Genomic DNA, 16,425 nt, shown 5'->3' with positions numbered 1-16,425 from the left:
GCCCGTCAGCTATAGGACAGCGTCAGCGTCGCCGTGGCGCGCACCACCCCGGCGGTGGGAGCCGGCGCCACCTGCAGGTAGCTCGCTCCCAAGCGGTACGACCACGTCGTCGTCGGCACGGCGCCGACCGCCGAACCCAGGTTCTTCTCGGCCACCCCCATTTCCGGCAGCCGGAAGCTCCCGGTCACGGGATCGTGCACCCACAGCCTCACGCCCACCCCCTTGGCTCCGGCTGACGTCGTGTCCTGATTGGCCAGCGTCGACGGATAGCCGGTGACCGTCGTTCCAGAAATCGACAGGGTGGGCGCCGCCGTGCTCGTGGCGGCGCATGTCACCTGAAGCGTGGTCGCCGTCACGTCGGCGGCGCTCCCGCCCTTCAGGGCGGCAAGCGTTGCATCCGGCAGCGTCAGATTCAGCGCGCTCGGGTTGGACACCGTGCAGGTGGGCCGCGTGATCTGCACGTTGCCCTGCAGGGCAACCCGGTACAGGCCGGCGGGCGGTATCGTCCCTCCCGTGCCGCTTATCCAGGTCTGCGCGTAGATGGTGCCGGCATTCAGGGTGCCGGTGCCGATGGGCTCTCCCGTGGCGACGATCTCGATCCGGGTTCTGGTGTTCGCGCCAAAACTCGGGTTATCGAACGGGAACACCAGCACGCCCTTTGCGTAATTGTTGGTGTAGACCGCCGGGGCGGTCTGGCTGCTCTGGCTATTCCGGTAATAGAACACCCGGTAGCCGATCCCCGCGATGTTGGTGCGGTAGATGTCGCCGCTTCCAGGCACCAGCGTTCCATTGCCGGAGAAATACTCCATCGCCCCCGGCGGACAGTTGTACAAGGGAGCCACCCTGCCCTGCTGGCCCGCGGCAAACGCGGGAAGATACCGTTCCACGGCAAAGAGCACCTCGCCTCTGGCCGCCTGGGCGGGCGCGGCAAAGGAGCTCCTGCCCGACGGCAGCGCGAACTGATACGAGGAAAAGGGTTCATAGCGCATGCCGCTCGGCCCGTTGCCGCCCGACGTGTTGACGGAGCATTTGACCGCCCGGGAATCCAGCGGCCCCGCAAGCGCCGCCTGCGGGGCGGCCACGGCGCCCAGAAGCGCGAGGCAAAGTCCGGCGAATCTCCGGCTTGGCGAGCCGAGACCGGCGAGCGCCCAAAGAATGGGCTTGGCGCTTAGGCGCATGTCAGTTCCTTCATGGTTTCCGCAACGCCGGATTGGGCCGCCGAAACATCGATATCAAATGTGCAGTGCTGTGCTTGCTCGCCTCCCCACTTCACGGTGTAGCGGCTGGCCCCCTGCAGCCCGGTCAGCCATGCCCGTCCGACGGGCCCAACGACACCGCGCTGCTCGCCGTCGGAAGCGTAGATCGACGCCCCGAAAGGCAATTCCGCGCCGGACGCGTTCTTGAGCACGACCAGTAGCGTGCGGCCCAGTTCCGTCTCGAATTTCGCGACCACGATCGCGCCGCGCGTCGGGACGACGGTGGCGACGTTCTCCGCAAGCGTCGCATTTGGATCGTCGTAATCGGGCGACAACGAAATGCGGTTTTCGCGATAGGGCGTCGCATAGGGCACCAGTGCCCGGCCCGACCCGTCGGTGCGAACGCCCGGATAGGAATCCACCTTCACGCCAGCGGCGCCCGGCGCCTCCACGATGACCGCCGTCTCTCCGATGGACTGTCCGAACAGCGCGCCCTTGCGATCCACCACCACGGCGCCGCTAAGGTCTATGTTCGTGTTGGAAGCCCCCGAATTGGACGCATGGCTCAGATTGGCAAGCCCCACCGGCGACGCGTACCCCATCGAGGCATAGCCTCGCCGGCTGTTGCCGGCCTGAGAACCATTCGTCACGCCTCCCTGGACGGCATACGTCAGGGAGTAGTCATCGGTCAGCGCACCGCTGACGTTCGCGTCGTGGCTCGTGCCCTGACCCTGGGTGCGGCTCATCGTATAGCTGGCGGTGTGCCTGCTACCCAGCGGTATGCTCAGCGTCAGCATGACGGTCGACTCGCGGTCCTGCCAGGGACTCCGGTTCACGCCATAGTTCAGCGCATAGCCCACCCGGCCGATCGCGCTGGAATACGAAACCTGCAGGAACGAGGCATTGCGCGGCGCGTTCCGATAGGCAATGCCGTAATAGTTGAAGGACAGCGAACCCATATCCGCGATCCGCTGCGATAGCCAGAGCTGATACTCGTGCTGCCGCTCGTAACCCGGGTACGAGTCGCGCCGCGAGCGGTCGCGCATGGCGTCGTTCAGACTGCGATAGCCATCGGAGTTGTACCGGTACCCCGCCAGCGTCAGATCGGTGCCCATCCCTGGAAAGGTCTTGGCGTATTGAACCCTGGCGGCCGCCCCGACCAGCTTTTCGCCGGCGGCGCCTTGTGAACGCGAACTCGTCACGTCGACGGACACCGCGCCCATCCGGCGCAGGTTGAGGGCCATGCCCGCGGCGCCCGCATGATAGGCGCCCTCGGCGCTCGTCCATCCGCCATAGGCCGTGATGCCCCAAGGCAGGCCATGCGCGAACGTCAGTTGAGCCATCAGCGGACGCTCGTCCAGATAGGCCGGGCGATGCTCGCCCGCCGCCAGGCTGTAGTTCCAGGTGCCCTCGCGCAACATCGTCGGCAGGGCCGAAAACGGCTGAACGGAGCGTGTCGTCCGGCCGCCGAGTTCCTCGACGATGACTTCCAGATCCCCGCCGCCCGGCGTGGAATAGAGATCGTCGATAACGAACGGGCCCGCGGGCACGAACGTCGTATAGATCGCATGGCCGTTCTGGCGCACGGTCACTTTGGCGCTGGAAGGCGCGATGCCTCGAACCACCGGCGCGTAACCGCGCAGGCTATCCGGCAGCATCCCGTCATCCGATTGCAGCAGCGCTCCGCGGAAACGGGAGGCATTGAATATATTGCCCGGCGTCGAACTGTCTCCCAGTCGCAGCCAGCCGCGCCACGGCGCGACATCGCGCTCGGCGTAGAGATCGCTCCAGTCCCAATCCGATCGTTCCGCGCTGTCGTAATAGCTGCCATTCGCCCGCAGGCGCCACGCGCCCAGGTTCAAACCATTGCGAAAATTGGCGAATGTAGTGCTGGCCGTGCCGCCGCCCTGCCCGCCAGGCGCGCGAACGGCATTGTGCGTAAGCCGGTACGACGACCACAATGCGGTCGTGCCGTTATCCCACAGCGCCGGCGCGACCGTGCCCCGGGCCTTGCGGTCCAGCGCCGCCTGCGGGATGGACACGTCCAGCACGTTCCTGTCCTGATCGAAGCGCGTCCCGGCCGACGGCAGCGCCTTCAATGCGTCCTGGCAGTTGGCGGAATCCAGCGCCTGCAGGGCGGGAAAGGCATCGACCTTCACGCCCATCTCTTTCAGCACGGAAACGGGAAGGCAGGGCTGCCCGTCGTCCATTCCCTCGACGGCGACGAACTCGATTTCGCGCATGCCGAACGCCTGCCGGTTCAAATTAATCAAGACCGATTTTTTGCCCGGCAATGTCCGATTCGAATAGGCGAACACCGACAAGTCCACGTCGGTGCCCGGCTTGCTCCGATGCAGAAAGCTGCTGTCGAAGGTGGCCGCGTCCAGGCCCGGCTCGCCGGCAAAGCTGCATGCGGGAAAGACAAGAATCGCGGCCGCCATCAGGCTGACCGTCGCGCGATTCCCTATTCCTTTCACCTGCGGCTCCCCTCCGGGCCGCCGGCCTCGGGTTGCACGGAAACCTCGGCCCACGTTTCAACCACGCCGTAATCGTTGACGACGTGCGCCTTCGCACGGACCTCGCCGCTTGGGCACTTGCCAAGCGGCACCTGGGTCGTGGCCAGCGGCTTGGCAACGATCGTGCGCCCAAAGCCGGCGGCCTCGCCGGGAATGTCGATGGCCGCGAAATTGACGGTGAACGCCGAGGCATTCTTGATGGCAAGCTGGCATTGCTTGCCGTCCTTCCCCCAGGACCACTGCACCAGATCGGCGCCGCGCGGCATCTTCTGGATCGCTTCCGGCCGATAGAACAGCTTGATGCGCGTGCGCGTGGCAAGGGTCAGGCTGTTGTCGCCGCCCGCCTTCTTCTGCGGAATCTCCAGCACGTTCAACCAGAAATAGCTTTCCCGATCGCCAGGCAGGCCCGCGCCCACCCGAGTGATATTGAGACTGCGCTCGGCATTGCCGTCGAACCGGCTCAAGGGCGGCGTGACGAAGAATGGCGTTTCCATTTCTTCGGAGTCGCCATCGATCCAGGCTTGAACGACGAAGGGATCGGCGCCATGATTCTTGGCAAAAACCGAAACGTTCTTGTCCTTCTCGTTGATGATGACGCGGGTGGTGGAGAGCTGCACGGCGGCTTCGGCGGCATTGCCCGCCAATACGCCGATCGCGGCAACCACGGGGAGTAAGCGTTTGATAATGCTGTTCATGGGGCTAACCTGCGGTTCGCTACCAGCGATCCGGCTTAAGAGTGAAAGTGAAAGGCATGGCCGGTTCGCTGGCGCATTGCCCGAAGGGGGCCGGACCTGAATCAGGAATACGACAGCGTTATCGTCGCGGTGGCGTTGGCCGTTCCCGATCTGATTTGCGCCGCGCCCGGCGCGCTGATGTAGTAGCTCGTGAACTGGAACGTGTTCTGCGCCGAATTCACGTTGAAGGCGTACGACTGGCTACCGTCCATTCGCACCTTGACGCCGGAGCCATGCGTCGTGTCGCTGGTCTGCACCTGCACGCCGAATCCGGTCGCGTTGTCCGAGCCGGGTGTCAGCGCAAGAATGCTGGCGTCTCCGAACGCCGTCGTGCCGTTGAAGCGAAGGCTGGCGGCTTGAAGGGTCGACATCTCGCAGCTCTGCAAAGAGACCGTGAAATTCTTCCAGTACTTCTGATCCGGCGTGTTCGATCCGCTGAATTCCGAAATGGGCACATCGCCCATGGAAACCGAGCCGACCGAAATGGTGCACGGGGTGCTCGTGATTCTTCCCTGTATGTTTAAGGTGGCCGTCTGGCCATACGCCGCGCAAGCCGCGGCAAGGAGAACCGTGGCGACGGCGACATTTCCAGTGTTGAGATTCATATCGTCATCCGGTGCCCCCGCTTTGCTCCCGTTCGCGGCAAGCGGCAACCGCCGCGAAGGGGGGAGGCGGAGCGGCGCATGGCGCCGCTCCGTGCTGCTGCGGTTTACTGCTGGGCTCGGCGCTTGCCTGGCCCGTCTTCCACAGGCAGGCGGGCAATTTACGAGTAGGTGACTTCGAATACCGCGCGGCCGTTGGCCGGACCCGCGGTAACGGTTGCCGCGGTGGATTCGTAGAACGCCTTGAAATTGAAGTTGTTGGTGCCGTCGATCAGCGCGTAGCTGGTCGCCGCGCCGCCAATAACCACGGCATTGCCGGCTTCGTCGATCAGGCCGATGGCAACACCTTGCGCGCCGCTGCCGTTTTCCAGTCCAAGCAGGCGGCTGCTGACGACACTGCCCGCGCCGGCGCGGAAAGAGATCGCAGCCGATTGCGCGACCGCCGTGTCGCAGTTCAGCAGCGAGATGGTGAAAGGCGCTTCCGGGCTTTTGTCGCCAATGGCCCTGAAGTTATTGGTGGAGATGCTGCCCAGCGGAACCACCATGTCGGTGCCCTGCTGGCCACCGCCAATCGAACACGGCGACGTGGTGATCTCGCCTTGGAAGGAGATGTTGCCCGTATCCGCGGCGGCGGTGCCGGCGATCGCGGCAAAGCTGGCGGCGACCAGGGCATTCAAGAGGTGTTTTTTCATGTCTTTCAAACCTATCTATGTTGAGGAAAAAAATACTGACGATGGCGGTCCGACGGACAGCCGGTAATCTGGCGTCCGCATTCGGCATGACGGAGCGCCAACCTGCATTCGAGCAAAGCGCGCAAGACTGCCCAGGAGCCAGTTTCCCGGCCAGAACAGCCCGCGCCGCACGATGCGGCCTGGCAGGTGAGGCTGCGCGCTGACGCCGATTTCGTACTTCAAATCGGCGACCATCCATCGAACCACCACCGCAAGGCCCGCGGCCAAAGGCGGATACTTGCGCATCAGCCGCAGACACGGAATCGCCCAGACGCGATACCCCAGGTAGCTCGTCGGCGAGAACGTCTTTGCGCAATGGCTCGCGTCGTAGACCCAATCCCGAAAAGACAGGAGGTTCTGCCGGCGCAATTCGTTGCACACGATCTTCATTTCAAAATCGGCCCAGATGCCTAGCTTGCTCATACGGGTCACCCAATCAGTTGATCCGCGCAGAGGCGGTTTGTGTTTGCCCGCTCTACACGGGGCAATCCGCGACGCCCCCGCAGCGCATGGCCGATCCACAGAAGCGCCATGAACGGAAGGCCAATGCGCAATGTCAGGGAGAAGGACTCGATCACCCACGTCGACGCCGCTATCGTCGCTACCACCAGCGCGCCCGCCACCGCCGCCGCCGAGTCCAGATGCCCTGCCGGATGGAACTTCGCCGTTGCGGCCTGCCCGCGGCGATATCCGATATAGGTCAGGAATATCGCCAGCCAGACGAACAGCAGGCCGGCTGTCGCGATCGAGGTTGCAACCGCATAGGTCTGGCCGGGAAACCACGCGCCGGCAAGGACCACCAGGAGCGCCAGCACGGCGGTCGCAAGAACGGCCGGCGCGGGACCGCGCGGCGACGCTCGGCCGAACGCCGACGGGGCCTGCCCCGCGCGCGCCAGGCTGAACAGCATTCGCGACGCGCAATACATCTGGCTGTTGAGCACCGAAAGCACGGTGACGAGCAGCAATGCGCCAAACAGCGTTTTCGGCCACGGCAAACCCGCCACGCCAAGCAAAGCGCTGAAGGGAATCTCGAACAGGGACACCGTGCCGCTGAACACCAGGGCGGCGGACGCCGTCACGGCCAGAATGGTCAGCGCCACGACCGCCAGGGACGTGACCCGCATCCTGCGCCGCAGCGCCTGCGCGGACGCGTTGGTCTCGCCCGCCACGATGGCCAGTGACTCGATACCGACGTAGCCCAGCACAGCAAGAACAAAGGCTTGCCAGACGCCGGGCAAGGGCGCGGCCCGAATGGCGGCCACGACATCAAACTGCGCCTGCGCCCGCGATGGCGTGCCAAACGCCGCGTAGTAGCACGCCATGGCGATGAGCCCCGCCAGGGCCAGGATCTTCAGCGCCGACAGCACAACTTCGCTACGCGCGAAAGTTCTGGCTCCGTGCAGGTTCACCAGGGCGAGCCCCACGAATACGGCGACAAGCAGCGGACCGGTGTGAACATTCGGCAACCAGGCATTCAGCACGGGCACGAGCAGCGTCACTTCCGTGCCCATGATCAGCACGAGCGAAACGAAGTACGCCGCGCGGACCATGAACCCCGCGGTGGCGCCCAGATAGCCTTCGGCAAGGGAGCCAAAAGCGCCGGGCGTCGGATGAGCGCTGGCGATACGGCTCAGGCAGGCCATCAGCGATATCGCTATCAGCGCCGCGGCCAGATAGGCCAGCACCGCGGCGGGACCAGCCGCCAGCAGCGGGAAGGCGCTACCGGAGACGAGTCCGTAGCTGATGACGGTGCCGAAGGCGACCATCGACATCTGCCTTCCGCTAAGAACCGCGGGCAGCCCGGATTCTCTGCGCACGATGTGACTCAGTGTGTTCATATAGATTTTTGCTTTGCCGAAGTCGGTACCGGCGCGGCAAACGCAAGCCGTTGCCAACCGCGGCCCAAAGCCGCAACTTCATTCCAGGCGAGACTCTAACGTTGGGGTTTTCGTACGTATTTAGAAGAATTACGAAAACCCCGCCCTCCTGGAGCAGGCGCAAAAAAACCGGCCCTGGGCCGGTTGCTGATCCGCGTAATCGCTTGCTAGGTACGCGCCAGCCAGCGTCTGTAAGCGGATTCCATGCCTTCCGCCATTCCGGTGATCTTGAATTTCTTTTCCCCGCGAACGTAGGCCTCCCCAGCCCTGCCCATGCGTTCTCGCAGCGCCTTGTCCGCCACCAACGCGGCCAGGGCGCCGCGTAGCGCCTCGACATCGCCATACGGGACCAGCAGGCCGGTCTCTGCGTGCTTGACGATCTCGGGCACGCCTCCCACCGCCGTGCCTACGATGGGTAGGCCGCAGGCAGCGGCTTCGATAAAGGACGTGCCGAGCGCCTCGAACTCGGTAGCAAGCGCGAAGACGTCGCAGCCGGACAGGACATTTTCGATATCGTTCCGGCGTCCCAGGAAGTGAACCCGCCCCTCGCATCCGAGGCTGCGTGCCTGCGCCTGCAGACTATCGAGCTGCGACCCTTCGCCCGCAACGACCAGATGCAGGTCGGGTCCACGATTCAGCAGCGGCGCGGCCGCGGCCAGCAACAGGCCATGCCCCTTCTGAGGCCGCAAATGTCCGACGCATCCGATCACCACGGCATCGTGGCCGATGCCCAGTTCGTCGCGCAAGGTCGACCGGGCCGCGCGCGCCAGGGGCTGGACCGCGTCAAACACCGTATCAACGTCGCCGGGTTTCACGCCACGGTCGAGAAGTTGCCGCGCGACGTACTCGCTGACGGCAATCACCTTGTGCGGAAGGCCGGTGTAGCTCCAGAGCGAGCCCGGCGGCTTTGCCAGATGCCGGCTGCGCACGATCAGCGGCACGCCAGCCAGGCGCGCCGCCACCGCGGCGATGACGGTATCGCGGCGGCTATGCGTATTGAGCACATCGTACCGGCCGCGGGCCAGAAGCCGCCGGATGCGATGAATCGCCCGAAGATAATTTGCCGCCCCGTCCATCGGCATCGTGTGCACGGCAAATCCTTCGTCCGTCAGCCGCAGCGCCAGCCCGCTGCCGGGTTGGCAAATGGCTTCCATGACATGGCCGCGATCCCGCATGCCCCGCATTTCTTTCAGGATGCGATGCTCCTGCCCGCCAAAGCTGGTAGCGGCTTCCGAGTGGATGACGCGCAGCGGGCGCCGGGTTTCGCCGGTCATTCATGCACCTCATCGCCGGTGACGACCGCCACATATCCATCCAGATATCGGACATCCGCTTCCGTGATGCATCCGGATGCGACCTGCACGCCAGGCCGTATGGTCAGATGGTCGGCGCCCTTGCTGATCAGCAGTTGTCCCATGCGGTCGCTGCCGAACGACCAGCCGGCGCCGTGCAAGGCGGTGAGCACGTCGCTCGGCTGCAACCGTTCAAACGAATAGGGCGGGCGGCAGGCCTTGATGTGGTCCGGAATGGCGTCGGCCAGACCCGCGGCCACCAGCGCGGGAGTCTGACGCATCGGCGGGGAAAACAAATACCTATATATTTCTGGAAGGGGTGGACGGAGCGCCTGCATTGGTATCGGAGAATAATTGCGGAATACCCCAATGTTACCAATGTATTGAAATGTCAGTTTTTGATACGCCCCACGGGTGGACTAGGGACGTCCCGCCGCCGTGATCACGATTTCCACGCGCCGGTTCTTCGCCCTGCCCTCGGGGGTCGAATTGTTGGCCACGGGTCGGGCCTCGCCAAACCCCTGCGCCGAGATCGAATTGGCCGGCACGCCCTTGGCAGTCAGGTAGCGCGCCACATCGTCCGCCCGGGCCGATGACAGCTCGAGATTGGAGGGGAATTGCGCCCTCAACGCCGGTCCGATGGGCTCATTGTCGGTAAACCCTTGGACGACGACCTGCTTGCCCGGCAGATTCGAAAGCGTGGGAGCGATCTTGGCCAGCGTCTGCTCGCCTTTCGGACTGAGCCTCCACCCGCCCTCGGGGAACAGGATCTCGTTCACCATCGTCACTTTCAATTCGTTCTGGAGTTGCGTGATCTGCGCACGGTCGCCGCTCAGTTCAGCCGAGAGCTTTTTATTGAGGGCGGCATATTCAGCCTCCAGCTGTGCCTCTTTATCGTAGGTCTGCTTTGTCACACACCCCGAGACCGCCAGCACCGCGCACAGCACCAATGCAATTTTGTGTAGCCTCATGTCCGTTCTCCGCCAGGTTGTAGCCCGAAAGGACGAGACCTCGCCCCGTTCAGGCCTGTGTAATATCCCAAGGCACGTCATATCTCACTCTGCCGGGCGCCAGCGCCAGCAGATTCTCGCAACTACAGGCGCAGAATAGACACAAGTGAACACGGCCACCACTCATATGACGCCATTGCCGGGACGGGCGGAAAGAAATTTCGGCGTGCAGGGTCCGCCGGTGAAATCGGTCATGGTGTTGGCCGGGGTGTCCGGAATGGTGCGGGATGCTTTTGGGGACAGAATCCTGCGGCAGGCCAAGCAGGCGGTGATGCTGGACATCGAAATGATCGAGCACCGGGAGTGCTTCATCCCCCAGCTCGTCGTGACCGACTATCTTTGGGAAATCGAAAGGCGCGCAAAGGACGCCAATCTGGGTTTGCTGGCCGCCCCTCATCTTTCACTGGCGAACTATGGCCGTTGGGGCAAGTATGTCCTCGCCGCTGACAGCCTGGGCGAGGCGCTTGCCCGAGCCGCGTCGTCCCTGAGCTACCACAGCACAGGCGACAGCATGCAGATGACGCTCGACGGGCACGTCGCGAAAATCAGCTTCATCCATGCCACGCGGGGCCGGCGAGGCTATTTGCACGTCGCCACCGGCACGGTGGCCGTCGTGCTCAGCGTCTTGCGCGCATACCTGGGCGCCGGCTTTCTTCCCTTCCGGATTGAAATAGACGTTCCCCGTCCGCCTACCGGCACGCCATTCGAGGACGCGTTTCTCTGCCCCGTCGTCTTCGACGCGCCAGCCGTATCGGTATGCATCGAAGCTGGCCTGCTGAAGCGTGCGGTCCGCGCTCCCGCCCGGCCCACGCTCATCACGATCGAAGACGTCGCTCGGGCGCAGGCCGACCCGCTGGGCATGGGCAGCTACCTGGGCGTCGTCGCCTCGTATATCCGCTCCCAGGTCGAGGCCGGGGTCGTGTCCATCGACAGCACCGCCAGGGCCATGGGCACCAGCGTGCGCACGCTGCAGCGAGTGCTGCGACGCGACAACGGCGTCGATTTTCGTGAGCTTGCGAACGCGGTCCGGTTAAGACGGGCCGAAGAACTGCTGCGCGGAACCAGCGTTTCCATCACGCAGATCGCCACGGATTTCGGCTATTCATCGCCCGCCAATTTTGCGCGTGCGTTCAGAAAGGCCTGCGGGCTGGCCCCGAATGAATACCGGCAAAAACTGCTTGAAAAGTAAGCTTGCCGGCGTGGCCGCTTCGGCCCCGGGCCGGTCCGGATCACTAGAAGCGTATCGTCAGGCCGGCCATGGGCCCTTGCAGCACCGCGTCGAACTTGAAACCCCCACGGTCGTAGTCCACGCCCACCGCGCGATACCCGATTGCCGCGGAGATGCTTTTGCTGAAGTTGTAGCCCAGGCCTAGCCCGACGTCCCAGTCCGCCTCGGCCCCGCCGGCGCCGACCAGCCCCCAGCCGGTAAGGTAGACCTTCTGGCTCAGGTTGTAGTTGCCGCGCACGCCCACCAGCGCATCGACCCACGTCGCGCTATCGCTGCGCTTGCGGCCTTCCAGGAACCCGCCCTTCAGCGTCACGTCCGTATCCACCGACCAGACCCGCAATCCCGCCACGACGTCCAACTGGTGCGGCGAATTCTCCAGCACGGAGTAGCCCACGCCCAGCAGCCCCGCGAAGGTGGACGTCTTCACGTCCGCGCTGGTGGCAAGGATGTCCCGCGGGGTGTCGCCCTGCGAGCCGATCTTCGTGTAGATCAGGTCCCCGAAGATGCTATAGCGCCCCTTGCGCGCGTCGCCAATCAGCATGGCGCCGAAGTCCAGATTATCGAACAGCTTGTCGAAGTCCGCGTGGATGTCGATGGCCGGCAAACGAGGCTGCGAGACCTTGCCGGACAGTCCCGCCGCCCAGAAATACGGCGTTACCGAGAACGCCCATTCGTCCTGCACGGGCGCGGACGCGGCCAACGCCGGCCCGCCGGAGATGGCGCCTGCCACGGCCCCATCCCCTTCGGCCGCCACGCCGGGCATCGCATAAGCCAGCCCGCAGATCAGGCAGCTCACGATCTTCTTTTTCATGTGCACTCGTCCGATACGCAGGCATGGCGGGCGTCATGCGCCGTGTCCGCAGGATACAAGCCGGCGGCCTTCGCGGCAGTCCGTCGTTTGAATCAGGAGATACGTCTGACCGGCGGGATGAGCCATGAGCCATTGATGATCGACGGATCGCTCTCGTTGGGCCAGTACAGCCGCATCATCAGGACGAACTTGCCCTTGGGCGCCGGCAGCCAGTTCGACTCCAGGTCAGGGCCCGGCGACTCGTTCTGTATGAGCAGGTCGATCGACCCGTCCGCCTTCGCCTTCAGCGGCTGGCGGGGGCTGATGGAGTAGCGGTTCAGCGGGTTGTCGACAAAGAAATAATCCCCGTCATACATCGTCAGCGACCAGAATCCGGAAACGGGCGGCGTCAGCCCCTTGCGGAACGTCAGCACGTATTTCTCAGAACCGTCGTACGCGCGCTTGACCGGCCCGTTGTCGGACCTGAGCGAGGTCGGGTAGATCGCGTCCTGCGGGCGGTTGGCGCCCAGCCCGATAGCGGTGACCAGGGCGCGCTGGATGTAGTTGGTGCCGTAGATTCCCGTCTTGGTAGTGAAGCCCCAGCCGTCGATTTCCTGGATATCGCCGTTGCTATCCTTGAAATGGCCCATGATCCGCCCGAACGCGGCCGGCGGCACGCGCCTGGCAAGGTCGGGGTCGAATTTGCGCCTGTCGAAGTCCCTGCCAGGCACGATGCCGATCGACGCAAGCCGCTCCAGCATGGGCGCATCCGCAGCCGGCGGCGGATTGCGCTTGAGCAACTCGGAAAACAGCGTGAAGTACTCAACCGCGTCCATCCGGTTGACCTGCTCGCGCACGGACGCCTTCATGTCGATTGCGGGGTCCACTTTGCCCTTGGGCGGCTGCCAGTCCTTGCCCCAAGCGCTAAGCGGGCAGAGCTTTACTTCATCCTGAAGCTTGTGGACCTTGGCGTAATCTTCCGGCGTGCCCGCGCAGTAGATACGGCCCAGCAGCCAGACGATGCTGGTCGGTGATCTGTACTGCACCATGCCCTGCGGAACCGTGCCTTCCCAACGCGGACCGGTCACGACGAAGGTCTGCGCGCCCGTGCCGGTGGTGCGCTTGCCGGGCACGTCGAACACCGTGGTCCACCCGTCCAGCATCGGAAACAGCGCATAGCGGTCCTGCATGTCCGGCAGGCTCACCACCCACGGCTCGTCGCCCACGTCGAAGAACGCGGTGGTGTACAGGGTGTCGGCGTTCGGCGCGGTCACGTCGCGGAATTTGGCGTCCGGATAGTGCCGCAATTTGATCAGAGTTCCCATGGGCGCCCGGGTGCCTTTCGGCGCCTCGACGTTGGTGATGACCCTCCTGGTCATCTCCATCGTGACAAGAGGGTAGGCGTAGACGTAGGCATCGATCGCGGTCGTGTACTGGTCACCTGCCTCGGGAAAATCCGTCACGAGACCGTCGGCACGTGCCGAAGCGGGCAGCGAGCCCACCGTCAGTAAAGCGACCCCCGCGGTGTTGAACTTTCGACGTGATAGCTTCATTCGAATGCTCCGACAATTAAGGTGGTAAAGCCAATTTGGAGAAGCGTCAGGGAGTATTGCCAAGCTACTGATTCGAATCGATCGATCCACCACCCATTCGATGCGAAGCCAAAGCGCTTCGCACGAGCTGTCCCGCCCGTTCTTCTGGGTTCATGTCGGCGCCACGCATCGCGATGCGGGCCGAGGTGCAATCGCTTGGAGAAGAGACTAATGACGACTGAAACGCGCCGCCACTCATTTTGCGCCATGACGGTGGAAATCACGACTGGGACCGGGCGGCGCAAGTGGATCAGATCTGCACGTCCGATGGCCCGACGGGTTCGGCCCGAGAGGTGTTGACGTTTTCCCCAACGGGATCTGGCGTGAAATGAGTGGCGCCGCCGCCAGGCCTCTCGCTACGCTTGCCTTGGCAGTCGAGCCGCTGGGCTTATCGCTGACATCTTTGATCGAACTTCCCGGTTTCCCTGAACAAAGGATGAACACCATGCGTATCAAAAAGCTGTTGGTGTCGGCGATGGTGCTGTGCGGCGTCGGCCTGTCGGCCGCGGGAGCGAGCTTCGCCCAGAACGCCATGACATCGCCAGTTGCCAAGCAGATCGGCGTCGGCAAGCCCCGGATCGAACCCGCACTCATCGTGCTCAACTCACGCGGCGCCCAATTGGCAGACGGAAAACTCGTACTCTCGGGCGTTTCGGCGAATTCCATCATGTTCGCGGACAGACCCGTGCGAGCGGCCGGCCATGTACTGACAGCGCACTTGCTCGAAGAATGGGCTGACGGAGCGAACAGCTTCGCCATTGACCCGCCCAACGCTACCGTTTCCGTCCTGAGCAAGAACGGGTCGGCGGTGCTCGATGCGGTCGTCACGTTGAAGTCGCCCAAGCTCGAAGGCGATAACCTCGTTTTTGCGGTGGACGTGCTGGAAGGCGACCTGACAGGCGCGGACGGCCCCGCGTCGATCTTCATCGACATCATCGGCATGCCGTTTACGCCTTTATCGTTTGCCGGGGCGGCCCGGCGCACGGCCTACCGCAGCGCATGGTACGCAGGGGCTGCGCACGCCGCGGCGCCCTACTATGCGCGCCCACGCTGTGGGTATTACCCCCTGCCCCCCTGCTATTGAGCTTCCGGCCAACGAGGCGGGTCCGACCTGGACGCCTCCACCGCCGCACTCAAGTATTCCGGGCCAGTTCTCTCTGCTGCCGCCAAAAACAAAAGGGTTAGCTCATTAATGAGCTAACCCTTTGATTTTATTGGTCGGGGCGGTGGGATTCGAACTCACGACCCTCTGCTCCCAAAGCAGATGCGCTACCAGGCTGCGCTACGCCCCGAAGGGTGGCAACTATACCAGAATCCCGCCCGCCCGGCCCGCTCCCGAATGGGCGAAGCGTCACGCCGTCCGGTATTCCCAATCAATTTGTTGACACCTATATAGTTCAAGCCTAAATTAAATACGGTTTTTGCGCAGTGATGAATAGCCGCTGGAGGGCCGACGGCCTTGCCCGTTTGCCTGTAAACAACACTCATCGGGAAAAACATGGCAAACGCCTCCTCTCCGTCCGCCTGGGCCACGCCCGCGCGCACCACCTATACCGTGCTGTTCGTCTGCTGGCTGGCCATCCTCTTCGAAGGCTATGACGTCGGCGTCATGGGCGCCGTCCTGCCGGCGCTGGCCGACGACAAGAACTGGAACCTGTCGTCGATAGAACTTGGCGTGCTGGGCAGCTACGCGCTGGGGGGCATGTTCGTGGGCTCCTTCGTCGTGGGCACATTGAGCGACCTGTTCGGGCGGCGGCGCATGCTGCTGGGCTGCGTGACCCTGTTTTCGGTCACGATGATCGGCGCGGCGTGGGCGCCCACGCCCGCCTGGTTCGGCGCGTTCCGCTTCATCGGCGGCCTGGGACTGGGCGGGCTGATTCCCGTGGCGGCGGCGTTGACCATCGAATATTCTCCGCCGGCCAAGCGCGGCTTCAACTACGGCGTGATGTACTCGGGCTATTCGTTGGGCATCCTGTGCTCCGCGGCCGTGGCCATGGTTCTGCTCAGCCAACTGGGGTGGCGCTCGGTGATCGCGGTGGGCGCGCTGCCCTTGCTGCTGGTGCCGTTGCTGGCGCGGTTGCTGCCCGAGTCGCTGGAGTACCTGCTGTCCAAGGGCGACGAGGCCGGCGCGCGGGCGCAGGCTCAGCGCCTGGGCATCGCCTCGCTGGAGTCCTTCCGGCCGCGCGAGGTTGCCGGAGAAAAAGCGACCTGGCGCGACGTGATGACGGCGGTGTTCGCGCCCCGCCACCTGCGCGCCACCCTGTGCTTCTGGGGCGCGCTGTTCCTGGGCCTGATGCTGGTGTATGGCCTGAGCACCTGGCTGCCGCAGATCATGCGCAAAAATGGCCATGACCTGGGCTCAAGCCTTTCCTTCCTGCTGGTGTTCAGCCTGGCATCCGCCATCGGCGGACTGGTGTTGGGCCGGTTCGCCGACAAGACCGAGCCGCGCAGGATCGTGGCGGTGTTCTTCCTGGCGGGCGGAGCGGGTATCTATTGCCTGACCTTCAATAACCCGCTGGCGGTGAACTATCTTTGGGTGGCGCTGGCCGGCGTGGGCAGCATCTCGACGTCGCTGATACTCACGGGCTACCTGACCGGCTATTACCCGGCGCATGCGCGCGGCGCCGCGGCCGGCTGGGCGCTGTCGTTCGCCCGTATCGGCGCGATGAGCGGCCCCATCGTCGGCGGTTACCTGGCCAGCCTGAAACTGCCGCTGGCGTGGAACTTCATTGCGTTTTCGTGCGCGGCGCTGCTGGCGGCGGTCTTTGTCATGCTGATCCCGGGCCGCTACGCGGGCAATCCGCGGACGGCGCGCGAGCCTGACGCCAAACCCGCCCTGCAGCGGTCCTGACGAAAA

At 64.1% G+C, this 16,425-nt stretch carries 15 protein-coding genes and 1 tRNA gene; 3 read left to right on the top strand and 13 right to left on the bottom strand.

Going from position 1 to position 16,425, the window contains the following annotated elements:
* Nucleotides 1-5 precede the first annotated feature (5 nt).
* From ASE30_RS06775 to ASE30_RS06730, 10 genes are all read right to left on the bottom strand, one after another.
* Complete coding sequence (locus ASE30_RS06775; RefSeq protein ID WP_082601476.1) at nucleotides 6-1,178, bottom strand: fimbrial protein; 1,173 nt, start codon at nucleotides 1,176-1,178, stop codon at nucleotides 6-8.
* Nucleotides 1,169-3,673: a fimbria/pilus outer membrane usher protein gene (locus ASE30_RS06770; RefSeq protein WP_235515193.1), complete on the bottom strand. Its 2,505-nt coding sequence runs from the start codon at nucleotides 3,671-3,673 to the stop codon at nucleotides 1,169-1,171. The genes ASE30_RS06775 and ASE30_RS06770 overlap by 10 nt, the downstream gene beginning before the upstream one ends.
* Entirely contained in the window at nucleotides 3,670-4,407 is a 738-nt protein-coding gene (locus tag ASE30_RS06765; RefSeq protein ID WP_057283533.1) for a molecular chaperone, read from the bottom strand. The genes ASE30_RS06770 and ASE30_RS06765 overlap by 4 nt, the downstream gene beginning before the upstream one ends.
* 101 nt (nucleotides 4,408-4,508) lie before the next feature.
* Nucleotides 4,509-5,051: a fimbrial protein gene (locus ASE30_RS06760; protein ID WP_057283532.1), complete on the bottom strand. Its 543-nt coding sequence runs from the start codon at nucleotides 5,049-5,051 to the stop codon at nucleotides 4,509-4,511.
* Between the two features lie 158 nt (nucleotides 5,052-5,209).
* The gene (locus ASE30_RS06755) at nucleotides 5,210-5,740 is read right to left on the bottom strand and encodes a fimbrial protein (RefSeq protein ID WP_057283531.1); all 531 of its coding nucleotides are present in this window, start codon (nucleotides 5,738-5,740) and stop codon (nucleotides 5,210-5,212) included.
* 15 nt (nucleotides 5,741-5,755) lie between these two features.
* A complete protein-coding gene (locus ASE30_RS06750; RefSeq protein WP_057283530.1) occupies nucleotides 5,756-6,202 on the bottom strand; it encodes a hypothetical protein in 447 nt (148 codons plus the stop codon).
* 5 nt (nucleotides 6,203-6,207) lie between these two features.
* The gene (locus ASE30_RS06745) at nucleotides 6,208-7,545 is read right to left on the bottom strand and encodes an amino acid permease (RefSeq protein WP_162259908.1); all 1,338 of its coding nucleotides are present in this window, start codon (nucleotides 7,543-7,545) and stop codon (nucleotides 6,208-6,210) included.
* 278 nt (nucleotides 7,546-7,823) lie between these two features.
* Entirely contained in the window at nucleotides 7,824-8,930 is a 1,107-nt protein-coding gene (locus tag ASE30_RS06740; RefSeq protein WP_057283528.1) for a glycosyltransferase, read from the bottom strand.
* Complete coding sequence (locus ASE30_RS06735) at nucleotides 8,927-9,229, bottom strand: hypothetical protein (RefSeq protein WP_057283527.1); 303 nt, start codon at nucleotides 9,227-9,229, stop codon at nucleotides 8,927-8,929. The genes ASE30_RS06740 and ASE30_RS06735 overlap by 4 nt, the downstream gene beginning before the upstream one ends.
* 138 nt (nucleotides 9,230-9,367) lie before the next feature.
* Nucleotides 9,368-9,919 (bottom strand): OmpA family protein, encoded by a 552-nt coding sequence (locus tag ASE30_RS06730; protein WP_057283526.1) that lies wholly within the window; start codon nucleotides 9,917-9,919, stop codon nucleotides 9,368-9,370.
* A 205-nt stretch (nucleotides 9,920-10,124) separates the two neighbouring features.
* Here ASE30_RS06730 and ASE30_RS06725 point away from each other — a divergent pair, with 205 nt between their 5' ends.
* A complete protein-coding gene (locus ASE30_RS06725) occupies nucleotides 10,125-11,147 on the top strand; it encodes an AraC family transcriptional regulator (protein WP_162259907.1) in 1,023 nt (340 codons plus the stop codon).
* 43 nt (nucleotides 11,148-11,190) lie between these two features.
* Here ASE30_RS06725 and ASE30_RS06720 read toward each other — a convergent pair whose 3' ends face one another.
* Nucleotides 11,191-11,997, bottom strand: a complete 807-nt coding sequence (locus ASE30_RS06720; protein ID WP_057283524.1) for a DUF481 domain-containing protein — start codon at nucleotides 11,995-11,997, stop codon at nucleotides 11,191-11,193.
* 92 nt (nucleotides 11,998-12,089) lie between these two features.
* On the bottom strand, nucleotides 12,090-13,529 hold the full coding sequence (locus ASE30_RS06715; RefSeq protein WP_057283523.1) for a DUF1254 domain-containing protein: 1,440 nt from the start codon (nucleotides 13,527-13,529) through the stop codon (nucleotides 12,090-12,092).
* A gap of 484 nt (nucleotides 13,530-14,013) precedes the next feature.
* On the opposite strand from ASE30_RS06715, the gene ASE30_RS06710 reads away from it, so the two are divergent.
* Nucleotides 14,014-14,652: a hypothetical protein gene (locus ASE30_RS06710; RefSeq protein WP_200964401.1), complete on the top strand. Its 639-nt coding sequence runs from the start codon at nucleotides 14,014-14,016 to the stop codon at nucleotides 14,650-14,652.
* 131 nt (nucleotides 14,653-14,783) lie between these two features.
* On the opposite strand, the gene ASE30_RS06705 is transcribed toward ASE30_RS06710, so the two are convergent.
* Nucleotides 14,784-14,860 (bottom strand) — tRNA-Pro (locus tag ASE30_RS06705).
* 206 nt (nucleotides 14,861-15,066) lie between these two features.
* Here ASE30_RS06705 and ASE30_RS06700 point away from each other — a divergent pair.
* A complete protein-coding gene (locus ASE30_RS06700) occupies nucleotides 15,067-16,419 on the top strand; it encodes an aromatic acid/H+ symport family MFS transporter (protein WP_057283522.1) in 1,353 nt (450 codons plus the stop codon).
* Nucleotides 16,420-16,425 lie beyond the last annotated feature (6 nt).

The organism is Achromobacter sp. Root83 (assembly GCF_001428845.1).
Taxonomy (GTDB): domain Bacteria; phylum Pseudomonadota; class Gammaproteobacteria; order Burkholderiales; family Burkholderiaceae_B; genus Achromobacter.
Note: the sequence above shows the minus strand (reverse complement) of the source record. Positions and strands in the feature narration are given on the sequence as shown.